The organism is Hydrocarboniphaga effusa AP103 (assembly GCF_000271305.1).
In the GTDB taxonomy this organism is placed as follows: domain Bacteria; phylum Pseudomonadota; class Gammaproteobacteria; order Nevskiales; family Nevskiaceae; genus Hydrocarboniphaga; species Hydrocarboniphaga effusa.
The window spans coordinates 531,898-550,236 of the sequence record NZ_AKGD01000001.1 but is presented as its reverse complement, the minus strand read 5'-3'; the positions used below and the strand labels follow the sequence as shown (position 1 = coordinate 550,236).

The window sequence follows — 18,339 nt, the reverse complement described above, 5'->3', positions numbered from 1 at the left end:
TAGCGTGCTCAAGTGCACCGACGTGGCGCATCTTCCAAGCTTGCAGCGAACCGAATTGCAGCTTGGCTCTGCAAGCGCCCCTGAGTTCGTCGTTGTGCTCGTCGCTTGCAGCCGGGTTTCTGGCTTCGCTGTTGCGGTCGTTGGTGTCGCCAAACAACGTGAGGTCCTAACCAATGTCCTTGCCTCCCAGCCGCCTGCCGATCGTAATGACCGCAACTGAAGGTGGGTGAATGCGCCACTCAATGTCGCGACATTGCAGGCGAATCGATAGAGAGGCCGGAACAGTTCCGTCGGTAGCCAAGGGTTGATATCAACGAATGTAGCCCGGGCGAGATCCGAGTTTCACCCGGGCTACGCGGACTCAACTCCCCAGCAACCGCCCCAAGAACTCATCATCCGACCACTCATCGAGCTCAGTCGCGAGCGGCGCGAATCGCACCACGACGAGGCGCTGCGTCGGCAGCAGGTAAAGCCGCTGATGGCCGACGCCCGCCGCCATCACCATGTCGTCGGGCGCACGCGGTGCGATCTTGCCGCCGCTGCCGGCGACGCCGTCGACGGGTATCTGGTCGATGTTCGGGTCATAGGTGCCGGCGACCGGGCGGTTGAGCCACCAGGTGATGCCGTAGCCGAGGTAGGCGGGGTTCTGGTACGTCAGGCAGTCGCGCACGCCGCTCGCCGGCAGGACGCGGCGGGTTTGCCAGCTGCCGCTCTGCAGCATCAACTGGCCATAGAGCGCCCAGGCGCTGGCCGTCATCGTCGCGCCGCCGGCCATTTGCGGATGCCCTTGCGCATCGCGCTGCCAGGTATCGCCAGCCAGGCCGATCGGCTCGAACACCTTGTCCTGCAGGTAGGCGACCGGATCGGTATTGTTGCTCGCGCGCTCGAACATCAGCGCAAACGCCTGGAACGCCAGCGGGTCGTAGATGAAGGCCTGGCCCGGTGAATAGTTGGCCGGGTCTTCGAGCGCAAGTGCGTAGGTATCGAGGTTCGAGACCTGCGCGGGATTGTAGTTCGGGTTGGTCGACAGCCCGCTTTGCAGGCTCAGCAGATCGAGCACGGTGATGCGCGATTTGTTGGGGTCGCCCTGCCATTCGGTGAGCCGGTCGGCGACGCGCTGGTTACGGCGCACCAAACCATCCTGCTCGGCCGCCAGCATGAAGGCGCACGAGAAGCTCTTGCTGCCGCTCGCGAGCACGTGCGCGTTGTTGCGATTGAAGCGGTTCGCGTAGCGCTGGAACACTACTTGTCCGTCGCGCAGCACCAGTACCGCCTCTCCATCATGCGATTCGGAGTACGAGGCTGCCGAGTTGAACCGGGTGGTTTCCTGCACGGTGTTGAGCAACCGCGGAACATGCACGGTGGCTTCATCGGATTGGGGCGAAGCATCGCCGGCCTCGTCGACTGCCACGACGGTGACCCGGTAGTCGGTATCGGCGGCCAGGCCGCTCAGGCGGACGCCGGTGGCGGTTGCAGGCTGTTCGCTCTGCACGTCGGGTTGGCCGCTCGCGCGCGCGGTGATGCGGTAGCGGGCGGCGCCCTCCACCGCGGTCCAGCCGACATCGGCTGCGGTGACGGCGGGGTTGGCGAACACATCGGTCGGGGCGTCGAGGCTTTCGTCGTAGCTGCCGCCGTTGGAGCAGGCACCGACCAGCAAGGTACAGGAGAGCAGCAGCCGCATCCGTGCAGCTTCGAGGCGCAACGCCATGAGTCGAGTCCTTGAGGGCGCCTCGACCGGATGCCGGGCGCTGAAAGGGCGACCCTAGGTGGGTTCGCCTTGCGTTCAGCTTAAGGGGGCTTTATCCCGCGGCGGTTTCCGTATCGAAGGCACGATCTGTCGGAATTCGGCTCACCGGGGCTCGGCTCAGCCGGCGGCCCGGCGCGGCTCCACGGGCTTGGCCTTCCTGGCCGCGCGGATCGGCGTGACGCGCGGGCTGGCCTGCGCCGGGCTCTGGTTCAAGTGATCGAGCTCGACCCAGCGGATGATCTCGATGCGCCCGTCCGGTGTTTCGCCGAGCGCGGTGCAGCTCTCCACCCAGTCGCCGCAGTTGTGGTACGTCACGCCGTGCAGCTCACGAATCTCGGCGTGGTGGATGTGCCCGCAGATCACGCCGTCCAGGCCGCGGCGCTTGCACTCGCGCGCAACGCTGTCTTCGTATTCGCTGATGATCGCCACCGCGTTCTTGACGCTCTTCTTGGCGAAGGCCGACAGCGACCAGTAGCGCATGCCGAGCAGCGCGCGGCCGCGGTTGAACCAGTAATTGGTGCGCATCGTCGCCTCGTAGGCGAAGTCGCCCGCGAGCGCGATCCAGCGGTGGTAGCGCGTGATCACGTCGAACAGGTCGCCGTGCGTGACGAGCAGCTGGCGCCCGTCGGCGGTGCGGTGAATGTGCTCGTTGACGACGCGGATGTTGCCGATCTCGATGCGGTAGTCGACGAACTTGCGCAGGAACTCGTCGTGATTGCCGGTCACGTAAATGACCTTGGTTCCGCGCTTGGCCTTGGTCAGCACCTTGCGGATGACGTTGGTGTGCTCCTGCGGCCAGAACCAGCCGTTCTTGAGCTTCCAGCCGTCGACGATGTCGCCGACCAGATACAGCGTGTCGCAATCGTTGTGCTTGAGGAACTCGACCAGATGCTCGGCCTTGCAGCCGGGCGTGCCGAGGTGAACGTCCGAGATCCACAGCGTGCGGTAGCGGCGAGCGCGATTCTGGTCTTTGGCCATCGCCCTTCTCCTGATGGTGGTCGTGCGCAGTATCCGCAGCGGCCGCAACCTCAAGATGACAAAGACGTGGCGATTTTGTGACAGCGCCGGCCTCGCGGCCGAGCGAGGCTACGAATCAGTTTGCCTACTCCAGCCCGAAGCCCGGCAAGCTCGGCAGACTGCCTTCGCCCGGAGGGGCGGGCAGTTCGAAGCGGGCCGCCGCGGGCGCGGTGCGATCGACCTTGAGCACGCGCAGCCGGTCGCCGAAGCGCAGCAGGCCGAGCCCCTTGCTGTCGAGCTCGCGCGCCAGGCGCTCGCTGCCGGCCGGTGGCTGGATGCCGGCCGACTTCGCCATGCGCGTGCCGAGTTGGTAGAGCGACAGGCTCAAGTTGTGCAACAGCGCATCGCGCGAAGCGACGACGACTTCTTCGCGCTGTTGCTGGGCGCCGTCGACATAGCGCAGCCTGTAGCGCTCGCCCGCGACGCCGGCGACGGTTTCCTTCTCGCCGGTTGGCGTCAGCGCGATCAGCTCGCGAATGTCGTCGGTCGGCGCGGGCGTGGGCGGCATCTGGCCCTGGCCCATCTGCGCGATCATGTCGTCGGTGTCGATCACCAGCGGAAAGTTGCCGAACTGCATGACGTTGTAGCTGTTCTGGCCGAGCATCAGCAGATAGGCCTGCGGGTAGGCCTGGCTCGACAGCCGCAGATGCTGCGGATCGGAAAATTCCAGCTGCACGACGATCTCGTTGCCGTCCGGATCGTGGGTCTGCAGGACTGCCGATCCACCTGCGGCCCAGGCGGGCAGGGGGATCAAGCACACGGCGGCGAAAGCGAAACGGCGTAGCGACGACAAGCTCATGAAACGCTCCGATGGCGGCGGACCATGCGCACGAGGGCGCGGGCGATCCACGGAAACACCGCGAGCAGCGCGAAGCTGCCGAGCAGGGCCGGAGACAGAACGCCGTGCAGGCTGTCGAGCCGCGAAAGCTGGCTGCCCGCGTTGGCGAACACGAAGGCACCGGGCGCCATGCCGAGCTGGCTGATGAGCCAGAAGCTGCGCATCCGCATTGCCGAGACTCCGAACGAGAGATTGATCAGGAAGAATGGCAGCACCGGTAGCAAACGCAGCGTGAACAGGTACAGCGCACCGTCGCGCGCCAGGCCTTCGTCGATGCGCCGCACCTGCGTGGCATAGCGCCTGGAAAGCCAGCCGCGCAGCCAGTAGCGCGACAGCGCGAAGCCGAAGGTCGCGCCGATGGCGCCGGTCGCCGAGGCCACCAGAAAGCCGCCGCCGGTTCCGAACAGCGCGCCCGCGAGCACGGTGATGATCACCGCGCCCGGCAGCGGCAGCGTTCCGCTCAGCGCGTAGGCGAGCAGAAAGCCGAGCACGGTCAGCGCCGGGTGATGCTCGCCGAAGGCGACGAACTCGGCCTGCCGCGCCTTGATCGTCTCGAAGCTCAGCACGTGATGCAGATCGAGCGCGAAGAAAGCGGCAACCGCCGCGATGGCCAGCGCCAGCATCAGTGCGCGTTTGGGAAGCGTCATGTCGAACCGACTTTGCGACGGTGCTGATAGTTCGCCAGATGCAGAGAAATCAGCGGCAGGGCTTGGCGCAGCATGAGCCGTTGCTGCTCGCTCGGCGGCGTGTTCAATGCGAATTCGATGGCGCCGAGATTCTCGTCCTTGACCCACAGCGGCAGGATCAGCAGATGCGGCGGGGCCGAGCGGCCGGTGCCGGTGCGAACCATCAGGTAATTCGGCGGCAGCTCGGCGAGCTCGATGCCGCGATGCTGGCGCAGGGCTTCGCCGAGCAGGCTGTCGCCAAGCCGGAACTGGCGCAGCATGAGTTCCTTGGCGAGTCCGTAGCTGCCGATCGGCTGCAGCCAGCCGTCCTCGATGCAGTAAAACGCGCCGAGCGCCGCGCCGAGCACGGGCGCAAGTTCGGACAGCGTGAGCTCGGTGAAGCTTTCGAGGTCCTTGGCCGATTGCATGCGCAGGCTCAGCTCGTAGACCTGCCCGCGAACCTCGCGCAGTTCGCGCTCGGCGCGGGCAAATGCGGCGCTCTCGTTCTCCGCCTGGCTCCGGCGCTCGGCCGCCTCGCGTTGCAGCCGCAGAACGAAGAACGCCGCGATCAGCAGCAACAGCTGCGAGGCCCAGAACGGCGGCGTCAGCAGGATGTGATACCAGGCCGAGACCTCGTCGTGGTGATCGAGCGTGATCCACCAGCCGAGGTCGACGAGCGCTCCGCGCAGGTCGGCGACGCCGCGCAGGGGCAGCAGCGGATGAAAGTAGGTGTTTTGGCGCACCCCGGCATTGCCGGCCGAGGCCTGCATGCGCTGCCAGAGTTCGGGGTCGCGACGCGCGAGCTTCTCTTCGGTGCCGATCTGGCCGCCCCAGCGCATCGCCGGGTTCGGGTGATAAAGCCAGTAGCCCTGGTCGTCGATCAGCGTGCCCTGGCGACCGCGCTTGTCGAGGATGCGGTGCATCGCCTCGATGAGCTGATCGCCGTCCAGATTGAGCGTGATCACCATCGCCGAGCGGCCTTCGAGCCGCACCGGGGTCGACAGGCGCAGCATCGGCGTCGGCGGTTGCACGATCTGGCCGCCCTGTACGTCGAGGTCGAAGCGCGAGACGTAGACCGAGCCCGGCTCGAGTTTTTGCGCTTCTTCGAAGAAATCGCGCCTGGCCTTGGATTCGAGCCCGGATTGCGGCGAGCGATCGAGGCTGCGGCCGTGACGCTCGATCCGCAGCAGCTCCATGCCCTGGGAATCGAAGATGCGCAGTCGGCGATAGAGCGGCTTCTGCCGGAGTATCGAGATGAACTCGGTCGCGGTGGTGGCCAGCTGCGGCTCATGCGGGTCGGCGAGCAGCTCGCGCACTTCGTTGCTGGTGGCCAGAAAGCGCAGGTCGGCGATGGCATTGGCGAGCGTCGCCGCGAGGTATTGCACGGCTTCGGCGGCGACCGCGTCGTCGGTGACGGTGCGCTCGGCCGCCGCCTGGGTGTGCTGGCGCCAGCCGGCGAGCGACCACACCACGGTCAGCAGCGCGGCCATGATCGATAAGGGGGGAAGCCAGTGGCGCATCAGGCGGGAAGCTCGGCTCGGCGCGGATCTTGTGAGGGTGGGGGCAGGCGACTTCTGAAGCGATCGAGGCTTGTGCCGCAATGCATCGTCCCCATTATGGCCTGACCCTGCCGCTTCTGATTCGGGCGGCAGGTCCGTCTCCGACTCATTCGAACGACAGGGATCGACACGATGGACGCTGCAACCCTCCAAGACGTCAACCGCCGCCTCGGGGGACAGCCTCAGGCGCTGGTCGGGTGGGCGCTGGCTCTCGATCCGAATGCGGTGGTGACGACGAGCTTCGGGCCTTTTTCGGGCGTACTGCTGCATCTCGTCACCCAGGCCCGGCCCGACGTGCCGGTGCTATGGATGGATACCGGCTACAACACGCCGGAAACCTATCGCTACGTCGAGGAGATCTCGCGCAAGCTCGCGCTGAACCTGCAGATCGTGCATCCCTGGCGCTCGCGGGCGCACCGCGAGGCGGTCGAAGGCCCGGTGCCCGGCATCGACGATCCGCGCCACGAGGCGTTTTCGCGCGAGGTCAAGATCGAGCCGTTCGAGCGCGCGCTGACGGCGCTTTCGCCGAAGGTCTGGCTCACTGGAATTCGTGCCGAAGAAACCGCCGAGCGCGCCCGCATGGAGCCGGTGTCGCTGAACCCGGACGGCATCGTCAAGGTGGCCCCGCTACTCGGCTGGACCGCCAAGCAGCTGCACGAATACCTCAAGGCTCACAGCCTGCCGAACAACTTCGACTATTTCGACCCGACCAAGGTCGACGAGCATCGCGAGTGCGGGCTGCATCTGGCGCATTGAGGCCGATTCCTTTTCCCTTCGGGAGAAGGTGCCCGAGGGGCGGATGAGGGACTTGCCGGGCCTATCCGGCCTTGGTCGGGCCTGGGAATCCCTCACCCGGCCCTCTCCCGGAGGGAGAGGGAGCGAGGCGCTGGTGTATCATCCGGCGCCGTTTTTTTCGCCATCTTTCAGCCTCCCACCGCGCCAGCCAGGATCGCTCCATGACCGAGCCGCTCAACAAACGCTCCCAGACCATCACGGCGGGCGTCGCCCGCAGCCCCAATCGCGCCATGCTGCGCGCGGTCGGCTTCAAGGATGGAGACTGGGAGAAGCCCATCGTCGGCGTCGCCAACGGCCACTCGACGATGAACCCTTGCAACGCCGGCCTCGATCCGCTCGCGCATCGCGCCGGCGAGGCGCTCAAGGCCGCCGGCGCGATGCCGCAGAGCTTCGGCTTTCCCACCGTCACCGACGGCATCTCGATGGGCACCGAGGGCATGAAGTTCTCGCTGGTCTCGCGCGAAGTCATTGCCGACTCGATCGAAACCGCGACCCAGAGCCAGTTCCTCGATGGCGTGCTCGCCATCGGCGGCTGCGACAAGAACATGCCGGGCGTGATGATCGCGCTTGCCCGCATGAATGTGCCGGGTCTGTTCTGCTACGGCGGCACCATCAAACCGGGCAAGTGGAAAGGCCAGGATCTGACCATCGTGTCGTCGTTCGAGGCGGTCGGCTCGTTCGCGGCCGGCAAGATGTCCGAAGAGGACTTCGTCGGCATCGAAAAGAACGCCTGCCCGAGCTTCGGCGCCTGCGGCGGCATGTACACCGCCAACACCATGTCGAGCGCCTTCGAAGCCCTGGGCATGAGCCTGCTCGGCAGTTCGCAGATGGCCAACCCGGACCCCGAAAAGGCCGATAGTGTGGCCCAGTCCGCCGCGGTGCTCGTCAACGCGATCCGTCGCAACATCAAGCCGCGCGACATCATCACGCGGCAGAGCATCGAAAACGCGATCGCCCTGGTGATGGCGACCGGCGGCTCGACCAACGCGACGCTGCACTTCCTCGCCATCGCCCACGCGGCCGGCGTGGAATGGACGCTCGACGATTTCGAGCGCGTGCGCCGCAAGGTGCCGGTGCTCTGCAACCTGAAGCCTTCGGGCCAGTACGTGGCGGTCGACTTCCACCGTGCCGGCGGCGTGCCGCAGGTGCTCAAGATGCTGCTCGTCAACGGGCTGCTGCACGGCGATTGCCTGACCATCACGGGCAAGACCATGGCCGAAGAGCTCGCCAACGTGCCGGACGCCCCGCGCGCCGACCAGGACGTGATCCGTCCGTTCGACAAGCCGCTGTACGCCCAGGGCCACCTCGCGATCCTCAAGGGCAACCTCGCTCCGAACGGCTCGGTGGCCAAGATCACCGGGCTCAAGAACCCGAGCATCACCGGCCCGGCCCGCGTGTTCAATTCCGAGGCCGAGGCGATGGAGTCGATCATGGCCAAGAAGATCGTCGCCGGCGACATCATCGTGATCCGCTACATCGGCCCGCAGGGCGGCCCCGGCATGCCCGAAATGCTCGCGCCGACCGGCGCGATCATCGGCCAGGGTCTTGGCGAGAGCACCGGCTTCATCACCGACGGCCGCTTCTCGGGCGGAACCTGGGGCATGGTGGTTGGTCACGTGGCGCCCGAAGCGTTCGCGGGTGGCCCGATCGCGCTCGTCGAGGAGGGCGACTCCATCACCATCGATGCGCACCAGCAGCTGATCCAGCTCAACGTCTCGGACGAGGAACTGGCCCGCCGCCGCGCCGCCTGGGTGCAGCCGGCTCCGCGCTACACCAGCGGCGTGCTCGGCAAGTTCGCGCGCCTGGTCAGCGGCGCAGATACCGGTGCCGTCACGGACTGAGCACAACAAAAGGCGGCCGACGATGTCGGCCGCTTTGGAGAACGGGACAGGCGGCCGTGCGGCCCGGGATGTGGAAGATCAGCCCGGAGGGGGCTCAGGGATAGAACGAGCTGATCGATGCAACCGCATGCCCGGATTCCGGGGCATCGGCGCTGGTGGTCTGGACATAGTCGACAGCCTTGTAAGCCACCAGGACACACCAGACCAGCGCGAGCGCGAGAGCAAACGAATTGCAGCAGCGACGTTTGATCACCTGATCCATTTTCCTCCTCCTCGTCCTAGGGCCGGGCGTCATGCGCCTTACCTCTGGACTGCATCCAAAATTCTTATGGGACACTATATATCCCAAGGGCTGAACCCGCGCAATCCAAGCACCACCGCTGTCGGTTACCGGGATGTTGGTCCCGGCGGCTATTCTGGCGGCCATCCACGACGTTCCACGGCGCTGTCTCCATGCAACTGCACAACACCCTGACCGGACAGAAGGAAAGTTTCGTCCCCCAGCATCCGGATCGCGTCACGATGTACGTCTGTGGCCCCACCGTCTACTCGTATGCGCACATCGGCAATTACCGTCCGCCGGTGGTATTCGACACGCTCGCGCGCGTGCTGCGCCGGCGTTTCGGGCGGGTCGACTACGCCCGCAACATCACCGACATCGATGACAAGATCAACGCCGCTGCGGCCAAGGAAGGCGTCGACATCCGCGCGATCACCGATCGCTACGCGGCCGCCTATCACGAGGACCTGGTTTCGCTCGGCGTGGAGCCGACCACCTACGAGCCGCGCGTGACCGAGCATCTGCCGCAGATCATTTCGATGATCGAGCGTCTGATCGCGTCGAACCACGCCTACGCCGCCGAAGGCCACGTGTTGTTCCATACGCTGAGTTATGCAGGCTACGGCGCCCTGTCCAAGCGCGACGAGCAGTCGCTGATGGCGGGCGCCCGAGTTGAAGTGGCTCCGTACAAGAAGCACGCAGGCGACTTCGTGCTCTGGAAACCGTCCTCGGCCGACCAGCCGGGCTGGGATTCGCCCTGGGGGCGTGGGCGCCCGGGCTGGCATATCGAATGCTCGGCGATGTCCGAAGCGGTGCTCGGTGAGACCATCGACATCCACGGCGGCGGGCACGACCTGATCTTCCCGCACCACGAGAACGAGATCGCGCAGAGCACCTGCGCGCACGGCGGAGCGGTCTACGCGCGCTTCTGGCTGCACAACGGCTTCGTGAACGTGAATCACGAGAAGATGAGCAAGTCGCTCGGCAACGTGCTGCTCGTGCGCCAGCTGCTCGAAACGCTGCCGGGCGAAGTCATTCGCCTGGTGCTGCTGACCGGCCACTATCGTCAGCCGCTCGACTGGACCGACGACGTCGCCGCCGATGCGCGCAAGAAACTCGACCGTGTCTACGGCGCGCTACGCGATCTCGGCGATATCGAACCCGCCGCCGGCGTGACCGCGCCGCAGGGCTTCATCGATGCGCTCGAGGACGATCTCAACACGCCGATGGCGCTGGCCGAGCTGTTCGAGCTCGTGCGTGCGGCCAACAAGGCCGAGAGCGCGGACGAGAAGGCCAGGCTCAAGGCGCAGCTGCTCGACGCCGGCTCGTTGCTCGGCCTGCTGCAGCAATCGCCGCAGGACTGGTTCTCGGCGGCGACGTCGGAATCGGAGCTTTCGGCCGAGCGCATCGAGCAGCTCATCGCCGACCGCGCGGCAGCGCGCAAGGCGAAGAACTTTTCCGAATCCGATCGCATTCGCAATGAACTCGCGGAACAGGGTGTGCTGATCGAAGACGGCGCGCAGGGTACGCGCTGGCGTCGCACCTGAGCTAAGGCCTCACCTCGAAACAAAAAAGCCGGCGCTGAGCCGGCTTTTTCGTTGGTGCCTGCGGCTGTGACTTACGTGCCGCGGGTCTCGCGCTGTTCGAGCAGCTTGCCCTTCTCGTCAACCGTATGCAGGCGCACCGTGAAGCCCCAGAGACGGGCCAGATGCTTGAGCACTTCGCCGGATTCCTCGCCGAGCGGGCGGCCGCGATGGCGACGATGCTGGATCGTGAGCGACCGATCGCCGCGATGGTCGTAGCGCACCACCTGGATGTCGGGCACCTGGCCATCGCGGTTGTACTGCTGCGAGAGCAGCTGACGAACGCGGCGATAGCCTTGCTCGTTGTGAATCGAATCGACGACCAGATGTTCGTCCTGCGCGTGATCGGCGATCGCGAACAGATGGAAATCGCGAATCAGGCGCGGCGACAGGAACTGTCCGATGAAGGATTCGTCCTTGTAATTGCGCATCGCGAAGTCGAGCACCTTGAGCCAATCACCGCCCGCGATGTCGGGGAACCACTCGTGATCTTCGGGCGTCGGGTTTTCGCAGATACGGCGGATGTCCGTCATCATCGCGAAGCCCAGCGCATAGGGATTGATGCCGCCATAGCCGCGCTGGTCGAAGCCGCGCTGCGCGACGACGTTGGTATGCGAAGACAGCACTTCGAGCATGAAGCCGTCGTCGACGAGACCCTTGTCGTAGAGGCGATTGAGCAAGGTGTAGTGCCAGAACGTGGCCCAGCCTTCGTTCATGACCTTGGTCATGCCTTGAGGATAGAAGTACTGCGCCATCTTGCGCACGATGCGCACGAGTTCGCGCTGCCACGGTTCCAGCTTCGGTGCGTGCTTCTCTACGAAGTAGAGCAGGTTTTCCTGCGGCTCCGGTGGATAGTTTCCCGCAGCGGCATTCTTGCTTTCGTCGTGGCTGCCGCGGCTCGGCAGCGTACGCCAGATGTCGTCGTACTGCTTCCAGGCGTAGTCCTCGCGCTCACGCTGACGCAGGCGCTCTTCATCCGCCGACAACGGAGCAGGGTGGCGATAACGATCGACGCCGTGGCTTTGCAGTGCGTGACAGGAGTCGAGGATCTCTTCGACGGCCGCGTGGCCGTAGCGATCTTCGCACTTCATCACGTAGTTCCGCGCGAACACCATGTAATCGATGATCGCGTCGGCGTTGGTCCACTGCTTGAACAGGTAATTTCCCTTGAAGAAGGAGTTGTGACCGTAGCAGGCGTGCGCGATCACCAGCGCCTGCATCGGCAGGCTGTTCTCTTCCATCAAGTAGGCAATGCAAGGGTTGCTGTTGATCACGATCTCGTAGGCGAGACCGCGCTGGCCCTTGCGATACATCTGCTCGTTGCGGATGAACTCCTTACCGTAGCTCCAGTGCGGGTAGCCAATCGGCAGGCCCACCGAAGCATAGGCATCGAGCATCTGTTCGGAGGCGATCACCTCGATCTGGTTCGGAAAGATATCGAGCTTGTATTCGTTGAGCGCGATATCACCAATGGCCCGGTCGTAACGCTCGATGAGTTCGAACGTCCACTCCGCGCCCGTCGACAGCGGCCCCGCTTCGAGTGCGTTCATCAGGCGGCCTCTTTCTTGAACAGCTCGCGAAGCACCGGATACACCTCGCCGCGATGGGTGACGCTCGACATCGCGAACTTGTCGCTGTCGATGCGCTGATAGGCGTAAGACAGCGGACTCGTGCGCATCGGATCGTCCGGCACTTCGATGTAGGCGAAGTAGCGCGAGTGCGGCAGCAACTGCTCGGTCAGGCAGGCACGGCTCTTTTCGGGGTCGGCGCCGAAAGCGTCACCATCCGAGACCTGGGCGCCGTAGATGTTCCAGGCGTCCGACGGGTAACGCGCCGTCATGATCTCCTGCATGAGCTTGAGCGCCGACAGCACCACCGTGCCGCCGCTCTGGCGATCGTGGAAGAAGGCGTTCTCGTCCACTTCCTGCGCGTTGTCGGTGTGGCGGATGAAGACGAGTTCCACCTTCTCGTACTTGCGTGACAGGAACAGGTACAGCAGCGTGTAGAAGCGCTTGGCGAGATCCTTCTTGTCTTCGGTCATCGAGGCCGAAACGTCCATCAGGCAGAACATCACCGCGCGCGAAATCGGCTGCGGCACCTTCACGCGATGGCGATAGCGCAGATCGAATTCGTCGAGAAACGGAACGCGGTCGATGCGCTTCTGCAGCTCGGCGATCTCATCGTCGGGCGGCACTTCACGCGCCTTGAGTTCGGCGAGCTGCTTCTTGAGCGGGGATTCGAGCGCGATGCGCCGTGCGAGCGCCTGACGCAGCGAGCGCGTCACCGAAAGGTTCGCGGGCACGCCGGACGGCGTGTAGCCCGCGCGCTGCATCTTGAACTCGCGCACGTCACCGACGACGTTGCGGATCAGGTGTGGCAGCTCCAGATCGTCGAAGAACAGGTTCATGAATTCTTCGCGCGACAGCGTGAAGGTGAATTCGTCCTCGCTGTTCTCGCTCTGGCCATCACCACCCGAGCCGTTTCCGCTGCCGCCCCCGCCACCGTCCGGGCGCTTGAGCTTGTCGCCCGGCGAGAACTGCTTGTTGCCAGGCAGGATCATCTCGCGATCGCCGCCCTGTCCGTGGTGGAAGGTCGGCTCGGAAATGTCGCGGGTGGGGATTTGAACATCCCCACCGCGATCCATGTCGGTGATCAAGCGCTTGGACACCATGTCGCTCACCGACTTGCGAATCTGCTCCTTGTAACGACGCAGGAAGCGTTCGCGGTTTACAGCACTTTTGTTTCGATCATTCAGACGACGATCGATGACGATCGACATTGAGATCTCCTGGCTTTTGCTAAGCCGATTTGCGAACCCGCAGATACCACTCGGACAGCAGGCGAACCTGCTTTTCCGTGTAGCCCTTCGAAACCATGCGGCCGACGAAGCTGTCGTGCTTCTTCTTGTCCTCGACCGAAGCCTTGGCATTGAAGGAGATTACTGGCAGCAGCTCCTCGGTGCTCGAGAACATCTTCTTCTCGATCACTTCGCGAAGCTTTTCGTAACTCGTCCACTTCGGATTCTTGCCGCCATGCTGGCTGCGCGCGCGAAGCACGAAGTTCACGATCTCGTTGCGGAAGTCCTTGGGGTTCGCGATGCCGGCCGGCTTCTCGATCTTCTCGAGCTCGGTGTTGAGCGAGCCGCGATCGAAGGATTCGCCGGTTTCCGGATCGCGATAATCCTCATTCTGGATCCAGTAGTCCGCGAAGGTTACGTAGCGATCGAAAATGTTCTGGCCGTATTCGGAATACGATTCCAGATACGCGGTCTGGATTTCCTTGCCGATGAATTCGGCGTAGCGCGTCGCCAGATAGCCCTTGATGAACTCGAGATAGCGGCGCTGCGTTTCATCCGGCAACTGCTCGCGCAGGATGCGCTGTTCGAGCACGTACATCAGATGTACCGGGTTGGCCGCGACTTCGGTCTGGTCGTAGTTGAAGACAGCCGACAGCACCTTGTAGGCGAAGCGCGTCGACATGCCGGTCATGCCTTCGTCGATGCCTGCGTAGTCACGATATTCCTGGTAGCTCTTCGCGGCCGGATCGGTGTCCTTGAGCGATTCGCCGTCATACACGCGCATCTTCGAGAAGATGCTGCTGTTCTCGGGCTCCTTGATGCGCGTGAGCACCGAGAACTGCGACATCATCTCGAGCGTACCCGGGGCGCAGGGCGCAGCCGTCAGCGAGCTGTTCTTGAGCAGCTTGCGATAAATCTTGACCTCTTCGGACACTTGCAGGCAGTACGGAACCTTGACGATGTAAACGCGATCGAGGAAGGCCTCGTTGTGCTTGTTGTTGCGGAAGCTCTGCCATTCGCTTTCGTTGCTGTGCGCGAGGATCACGCCGTTGAACGGAATCGCAGAGAAACCTTCGGTGCCCTTGAAGTTGCCTTCCTGCGTGGCCGTCAGCAGCGGATGCAACATCTTGATCGGCGCCTTGAACATTTCGACGAACTCGAGCAGGCCCTGGTTGGCCTGGCACAAACCGCCCGAGTAGCTGTAGGCGTCCGGATCGTCCTGGCTGAAGGATTCGAGCTTGCGAATGTCGACCTTGCCGACCAGCGAGCTGATGTCCTGGTTGTTCTCATCGCCCGGCTCGGTCTTGGCGATGGCGGTCTGGCGTAGCACCGACGGCTGGATGCGCACCACGCGGAACTGCGACAAGTCGCCTTCGTATTCGGCGAGACGCTTGAGCGCCCACGGCGAGGCGATGCCCGAAAGCACACGGCGCGGAATGCCGTATTCGGCCTCGAGAGCAGCGCCGTCGCGTTCGGGCGAGAACAGACCGAGCGGAGATTCGTTGATCGGCGAGCCCTTGATCGCATAGATCGGGTAGGCCTCCATGAGCGATTTCAGGCGCTCGGCGATCGACGATTTACCGCCGCCGACCGGGCCGAGCAGATAGAGCACCTGCTTGCGCTCTTCCAGACCTTGCGCGGCGTGCTTGAAGAAGGCCACCACCTGCGCGATGACGTCTTCCATGCCGAAGAATTCGCGGAAAGCCGGATAGCGGCGAATCACACGATTGGCGAACAGGCGTGAGAGGCGCGGATCGTTACGCGTGTCGATGAGCTCGGGTTCACCGATGGCCGCCAGCATACGCTCGGCCGGCGAGGCATACGCAAGCGGATCGCTCTTGCAGAGTTGAAGATATTCCTCCAGCGAAAACTCCTCTTCGCGACCCTTGAGATACTGCTCACGAAAACTGTTCAGCAAACCCATGACGTGTCCTCCACTTTGCTGAAGATGAAGCGTGCAAGCTGCAATCGAGTCTTGGACTCGACTGCTGTCTGCAAGCTGTCTACTTCGAAACCATTCGGATGCCGCTGTTCGATTAGATGCAAGCGATGCGCTTGCATTCGCTTCGACAGCACGATCGGTAGGAATTCCCCACCAAGCGGTGATATCGACAGATTTAAAGGGGACTGAAAGAGCGCTGGGTGCGTCGCCGGAAGATGAGCGACTGCTGGCTTGCGACGGACCCGAGGTGACACATCCCGCCGGTCTCGCAACCGGATGCGGAACCGCCCGAGCGGGAATGTCATCACGGTGTCACTTTCGCAGGAAGCATGCCGTTGATGGAAGTGGGTCGATTCGTACTAGACTGAATATCTGCGCCGCAGCTGCTGTCATAAACTCTGCGAAGCCCGTTATTGCTGCGTTTCGACCGTTCGTCAGCCGATGGAAGCTGCGCGGAACGGTGGAAGTCTGGCGTGAGTTACATGCCGATACGCGATAGGGCTGCGCAGCGACGCGCAGCTTCATTTCATCCATGGCGCAAACGCGCGCAGCCCGTGCCAGAGCAACCATGTCGACAGCACGGCGATGAGCGCCCCCCAGAACCAGAACGGCAGATACAGCGCCTGCGCGATCTGGCTGGTGTCCGAGGGCCCGATCCCTTGGGCCGTGACCGCCTCGCGCATGAAGAGATAGTCGCCGCGCGAGAACACCGACAGCGCCATCTGCACGCCGACGAAAACGCTGCCGAACTGGACAAGGCGCGACGAACCGCGCAGCGAGACGATCCCGAGCGCCAGCGCGAGCGCGCCAATGAACAGCATGCCGAACAGATTGCGCGCCCACAGCAACGATACGAGCATGAAGACGATCGCCACCACGCCGAGCGCCCTTCGGGCGCTGAGCGGATGGCGTCCGGCCACGAACAAGACGTAGGCGAACAGCGGTGGGCCGAGCAGGCCGCCGGCCGCGACGGCCGCACGGCGCACTGTGCCGAAGCGCGCTGAATAGAGCGCCACGCCCGAGGCGTCCGGCCAGATGTAGAGCCCGGTGAACTGCCCGCCGAGGAGTAACGCGGTCAGCCCGTGGCCGAGCTCGTGGACCAGGGTCGACAGCAGCACGAGCGGCCAGAGCAGCAGCCGGCCTTCGGGAAACAGATGGAACGACAGATAGAGCGCGAGGGTCGCCGCCGAGGCGGCGATCAGTGCGGTCAGGCCACCGTGTGCCTTCGTCGTGGCGAAGGCGCGCCTGCGAGCCATCCCGCTGCGCCTACCCGCGGTAATCCGGATGGCAATGGCAGCTCGTGAGATGGTCGTTGACCACGCCCATGGCCTGCAGATAGGCGTAGATGATGGTCGAGCCCACGAACTTGAAGCCGCGCTTGAGCAAGGCCTTGCTGATAGCGTCCGAAAGCTCCGTACGGGCCGGAACCTGCGACAGGCTCCTGCGACGGTGGACGATGGGCTCGCCGCCGGCCTGCGCCCACAGCCAGTCCGAGAAGGAGCCCTCTTGCTCGGCGAAGCGCAGCCAGGCCTGGGCGTTGGTGCGCGTGGCCGCGATCTTGAGCCGGTTGCGCACGATGCCGGGGTTCTGCATCAGCGCGTCGAGCTGCTCGTCGGTGAAGGCGGCGATGCGCTGGGGATCGAAATCGGAGAACGCGGCGCGATAGCCCTCGCGCTTGGCCAGGATGGTGCTCCACGACAGTCCGGCCTGGGCGCCTTCGAGGATCAGGAACTCGAACAGCTTGCGCTCGTCACGGCACGGCACGCCCCACTCGGTGTCGTGGTAGTGCTTGTAGGCATCCGAACCCAGCGACCAGGGGCAGCGCGGCTTGCCGTCGTCGATCGACGGGGCCGGCGGTTTAGCGGGCAAAGGCGAGCCTCTTGCCGAGAACCTGCGGCAGCACCTGTCCGTTCTGGAAGGCGATCTCGCCATTGACCCAGGTGGTGTCGATGCGCACGGGCAGCGTCTGGCCTTCGAGCGGAGACCAGCCGCACTTGTAATAGAGATCCTGCTTGCGCACGGTGGTCGGAGCATCGGTGTCGACCAGCGTCAGGTCGGCCCAGTAGCCCTCGCGGAGGTAGCCGCGCTCGACTACGCCGAAACGGTCGGCGACCGCGTGGCTGGTCTTGCGGACGAGCGTGTGCAGGTCGAGTTCGCCGCGGCGGACGAGCTCGAACAGCATCGGCAGCGCGTGCTGCACGAGCGGCAGGCCGGACGGTGCCTTGAAGTAGGACGGGTTGGCCTTCTCCTCGGCCGTGTGCGGAGCGTGATCGGTGGCGATCACGTCGATGCGGTCGGCCATCACCGCCGCGACCAGCGCCTTGCGGTCGGCCGCGGTCTTGATCGCCGGATTGCACTTGATCAGCGAGCCCAGCGATTCGTACGAGGATTCGTCGTAGAACAGGTGGTGCACGCAGGCTTCGACGGTGATCTGCTTGCCCTTGACCGGTCCGGGCGTGAAGAACTCGAGTTCGCGTGCGGTGGTCAGGTGCAGTACGTGCAGCGAGGTGCCGTGGCGCCTGGCGAGGCCGACGGCGAGCTCGGTGGATTTGTAACAGGCCTCTTCCGAGCGAATGTAGGGATGCTGCGACATCGGCACGGCGTCGCCCCATTTCTGCCGCGCGGCCTCCTCGTTGATCTTGATCGTCGGTGTGTCTTCGCAGTGCGTGACGATCGGAATCTGTGCACGCGCGAAGATGTCGTCGAGCACTTTGGGGTCGTCGACGAGCATGTTGCCGGTCGAGGCGCCCATGAAAATCTTGATCGCGCAGGCCTCGCCGGGCACCACGCGGGCGATTTCGTCGGCGTTGTCGTTGGCTGCACCGAAATAGAAGGCGAAGTTGGTGCGCGCCTTGCCGGTGGCGAGCGTGTACTTGTCGGCCAGGCGCTCGCGCGTGGTCGTGGTCGGGTTGGTATTGGGCATTTCCATCACGCTCGTGATGCCGCCGGCGAGCGCGGCGGACGTCTCGGTCGAGATGTCGCCCTTGTGGGTGAGCCCAGGCTCACGGAAATGCACCTGGTCGTCGATCATGCCGGGGATCAGCAGCTTGCCCTTGGCGTCGACGACGGTTTCATTGGTGTTGGTGATGGACGAGGCGATCTTCTCGATCCGGCCGTTGCGGATCAGCACATCTCCCTCGAACTCGCGACCTTCGTTGACGATGCGGGCGTTGGTGATGAGCACGGTGGACCTCGGTGTTGATGGACGGCCATCTTGCCTGCGTAGACCCGGGCTCGCTACCGGTGCGCGCCTTTGAGCGCCAGCGCGCCGACCG

General features: G+C 64.3%; 15 protein-coding genes. 3 read left to right on the top strand and 12 right to left on the bottom strand.

From position 1 onward, the window contains the following. Window positions 1–361: 361 nt before the first annotated feature. The 5 genes from WQQ_RS02450 to WQQ_RS02430 all read right to left on the bottom strand — a co-directional run bounded on the left by WQQ_RS02450 (window position 362) and on the right by WQQ_RS02430 (window position 5,787). Window positions 362–1,708: a serine hydrolase gene (locus tag WQQ_RS02450; protein WP_007183468.1), complete on the bottom strand. Its 1,347-nt coding sequence runs from the start codon at window positions 1,706–1,708 to the stop codon at window positions 362–364. 156 nt (window positions 1,709–1,864) lie between these two features. Further along, on the bottom strand, window positions 1,865–2,725 hold the full coding sequence (locus WQQ_RS02445; RefSeq protein ID WP_007183467.1) for a UDP-2,3-diacylglucosamine diphosphatase: 861 nt from the start codon (window positions 2,723–2,725) through the stop codon (window positions 1,865–1,867). 124 nt (window positions 2,726–2,849) lie between these two features. Further along, on the bottom strand, window positions 2,850–3,563 hold the full coding sequence (locus tag WQQ_RS02440; protein ID WP_007183466.1) for a hypothetical protein: 714 nt from the start codon (window positions 3,561–3,563) through the stop codon (window positions 2,850–2,852). Beyond that, a complete protein-coding gene (locus tag WQQ_RS02435; RefSeq protein WP_040452846.1) occupies window positions 3,560–4,249 on the bottom strand; it encodes a TVP38/TMEM64 family protein in 690 nt (229 codons plus the stop codon). The genes WQQ_RS02440 and WQQ_RS02435 overlap by 4 nt, the downstream gene beginning before the upstream one ends. Further along, window positions 4,246–5,787, bottom strand: coding sequence for a GAF domain-containing protein (locus WQQ_RS02430; protein WP_083844384.1), 1,542 nt, complete (start codon window positions 5,785–5,787; stop codon window positions 4,246–4,248). The genes WQQ_RS02435 and WQQ_RS02430 overlap by 4 nt, the downstream gene beginning before the upstream one ends. Window positions 5,788–5,958: 171 nt before the next feature. Between WQQ_RS02430 and WQQ_RS02425 the strand changes: the two genes are divergently transcribed. Beyond that, window positions 5,959–6,582 carry a phosphoadenosine phosphosulfate reductase domain-containing protein gene (locus tag WQQ_RS02425; RefSeq protein ID WP_007183463.1) on the top strand — a complete coding sequence of 208 codons (624 nt, stop codon included), beginning with the start codon at window positions 5,959–5,961 and terminating at the stop codon, window positions 6,580–6,582. 200 nt (window positions 6,583–6,782) lie between these two features. Continuing rightward, window positions 6,783–8,462 (top strand): dihydroxy-acid dehydratase, encoded by a 1,680-nt coding sequence (gene ilvD, locus WQQ_RS02420; protein ID WP_007183462.1) that lies wholly within the window; start codon window positions 6,783–6,785, stop codon window positions 8,460–8,462. 94 nt (window positions 8,463–8,556) lie between these two features. Here ilvD and WQQ_RS24150 read toward each other — a convergent pair whose 3' ends face one another. After that, window positions 8,557–8,724 carry a hypothetical protein gene (locus WQQ_RS24150; protein WP_007183461.1) on the bottom strand — a complete coding sequence of 56 codons (168 nt, stop codon included), beginning with the start codon at window positions 8,722–8,724 and terminating at the stop codon, window positions 8,557–8,559. 191 nt (window positions 8,725–8,915) lie between these two features. Here WQQ_RS24150 and cysS point away from each other — a divergent pair, with 191 nt between their 5' ends. After that, on the top strand, window positions 8,916–10,289 hold the full coding sequence (gene cysS / locus WQQ_RS02415; protein WP_007183460.1) for a cysteine--tRNA ligase: 1,374 nt from the start codon (window positions 8,916–8,918) through the stop codon (window positions 10,287–10,289). Between the two features lie 71 nt (window positions 10,290–10,360). Here cysS and WQQ_RS02410 read toward each other — a convergent pair whose 3' ends face one another. From WQQ_RS02410 to WQQ_RS02385, 6 genes are all read right to left on the bottom strand, one after another. After that, the gene (locus tag WQQ_RS02410; protein ID WP_007183459.1) at window positions 10,361–11,875 is read right to left on the bottom strand and encodes a SpoVR family protein; all 1,515 of its coding nucleotides are present in this window, start codon (window positions 11,873–11,875) and stop codon (window positions 10,361–10,363) included. Then, window positions 11,875–13,104: a YeaH/YhbH family protein gene (locus WQQ_RS02405; protein WP_007183458.1), complete on the bottom strand. Its 1,230-nt coding sequence runs from the start codon at window positions 13,102–13,104 to the stop codon at window positions 11,875–11,877. Before WQQ_RS02405 ends, WQQ_RS02410 begins: the two co-directional genes overlap by 1 nt. A 19-nt stretch (window positions 13,105–13,123) precedes the next feature. Beyond that, on the bottom strand, window positions 13,124–15,046 hold the full coding sequence (locus WQQ_RS02400; RefSeq protein ID WP_007183457.1) for a PrkA family serine protein kinase: 1,923 nt from the start codon (window positions 15,044–15,046) through the stop codon (window positions 13,124–13,126). Window positions 15,047–15,585: 539 nt separating this feature from the next. Next, window positions 15,586–16,320, bottom strand: a complete 735-nt coding sequence (locus WQQ_RS02395) for a M50 family metallopeptidase (protein ID WP_007183455.1) — start codon at window positions 16,318–16,320, stop codon at window positions 15,586–15,588. Between the two features lie 10 nt (window positions 16,321–16,330). Beyond that, window positions 16,331–16,933: a DNA-3-methyladenine glycosylase I gene (locus tag WQQ_RS02390; protein ID WP_007183454.1), complete on the bottom strand. Its 603-nt coding sequence runs from the start codon at window positions 16,931–16,933 to the stop codon at window positions 16,331–16,333. Beyond that, window positions 16,923–18,248 carry a dihydroorotase gene (locus tag WQQ_RS02385; protein ID WP_007183453.1) on the bottom strand — a complete coding sequence of 442 codons (1,326 nt, stop codon included), beginning with the start codon at window positions 18,246–18,248 and terminating at the stop codon, window positions 16,923–16,925. The genes WQQ_RS02390 and WQQ_RS02385 overlap by 11 nt, the downstream gene beginning before the upstream one ends. Window positions 18,249–18,339 lie beyond the last annotated feature (91 nt).

Bases quoted from the DNA above. Each gene is read 5' to 3' on its own strand.
- WQQ_RS02435 (WP_040452846.1), bottom strand. From the start codon at position 4,249: ATGACGCTTCCCAAACGCGCACTGATGCTGGCGCTGGCCATCGCGGCG.
- WQQ_RS02430 (WP_083844384.1), bottom strand. From the start codon at position 5,787: ATGCGCCACTGGCTTCCCCCCTTATCGATCATGGCCGCGCTGCTGACC.
- WQQ_RS02405 (WP_007183458.1), bottom strand. From the start codon at position 13,104: ATGTCGATCGTCATCGATCGTCGTCTGAATGATCGAAACAAAAGTGCT.
- ilvD (WP_007183462.1), top strand. From the start codon at position 6,783: ATGACCGAGCCGCTCAACAAACGCTCCCAGACCATCACGGCGGGCGTC.
- WQQ_RS02440 (WP_007183466.1), bottom strand. From the start codon at position 3,563: ATGAGCTTGTCGTCGCTACGCCGTTTCGCTTTCGCCGCCGTGTGCTTG.
- WQQ_RS02445 (WP_007183467.1), bottom strand. From the start codon at position 2,725: ATGGCCAAAGACCAGAATCGCGCTCGCCGCTACCGCACGCTGTGGATC.
- WQQ_RS02410 (WP_007183459.1), bottom strand. From the start codon at position 11,875: ATGAACGCACTCGAAGCGGGGCCGCTGTCGACGGGCGCGGAGTGGACG.
- WQQ_RS02425 (WP_007183463.1), top strand. From the start codon at position 5,959: ATGGACGCTGCAACCCTCCAAGACGTCAACCGCCGCCTCGGGGGACAG.
- WQQ_RS02395 (WP_007183455.1), bottom strand. From the start codon at position 16,320: ATGGCTCGCAGGCGCGCCTTCGCCACGACGAAGGCACACGGTGGCCTG.
- WQQ_RS02400 (WP_007183457.1), bottom strand. From the start codon at position 15,046: ATGGGTTTGCTGAACAGTTTTCGTGAGCAGTATCTCAAGGGTCGCGAA.
- WQQ_RS02450 (WP_007183468.1), bottom strand. From the start codon at position 1,708: ATGGCGTTGCGCCTCGAAGCTGCACGGATGCGGCTGCTGCTCTCCTGT.
- WQQ_RS24150 (WP_007183461.1), bottom strand. From the start codon at position 8,724: ATGGATCAGGTGATCAAACGTCGCTGCTGCAATTCGTTTGCTCTCGCG.
- cysS (WP_007183460.1), top strand. From the start codon at position 8,916: ATGCAACTGCACAACACCCTGACCGGACAGAAGGAAAGTTTCGTCCCC.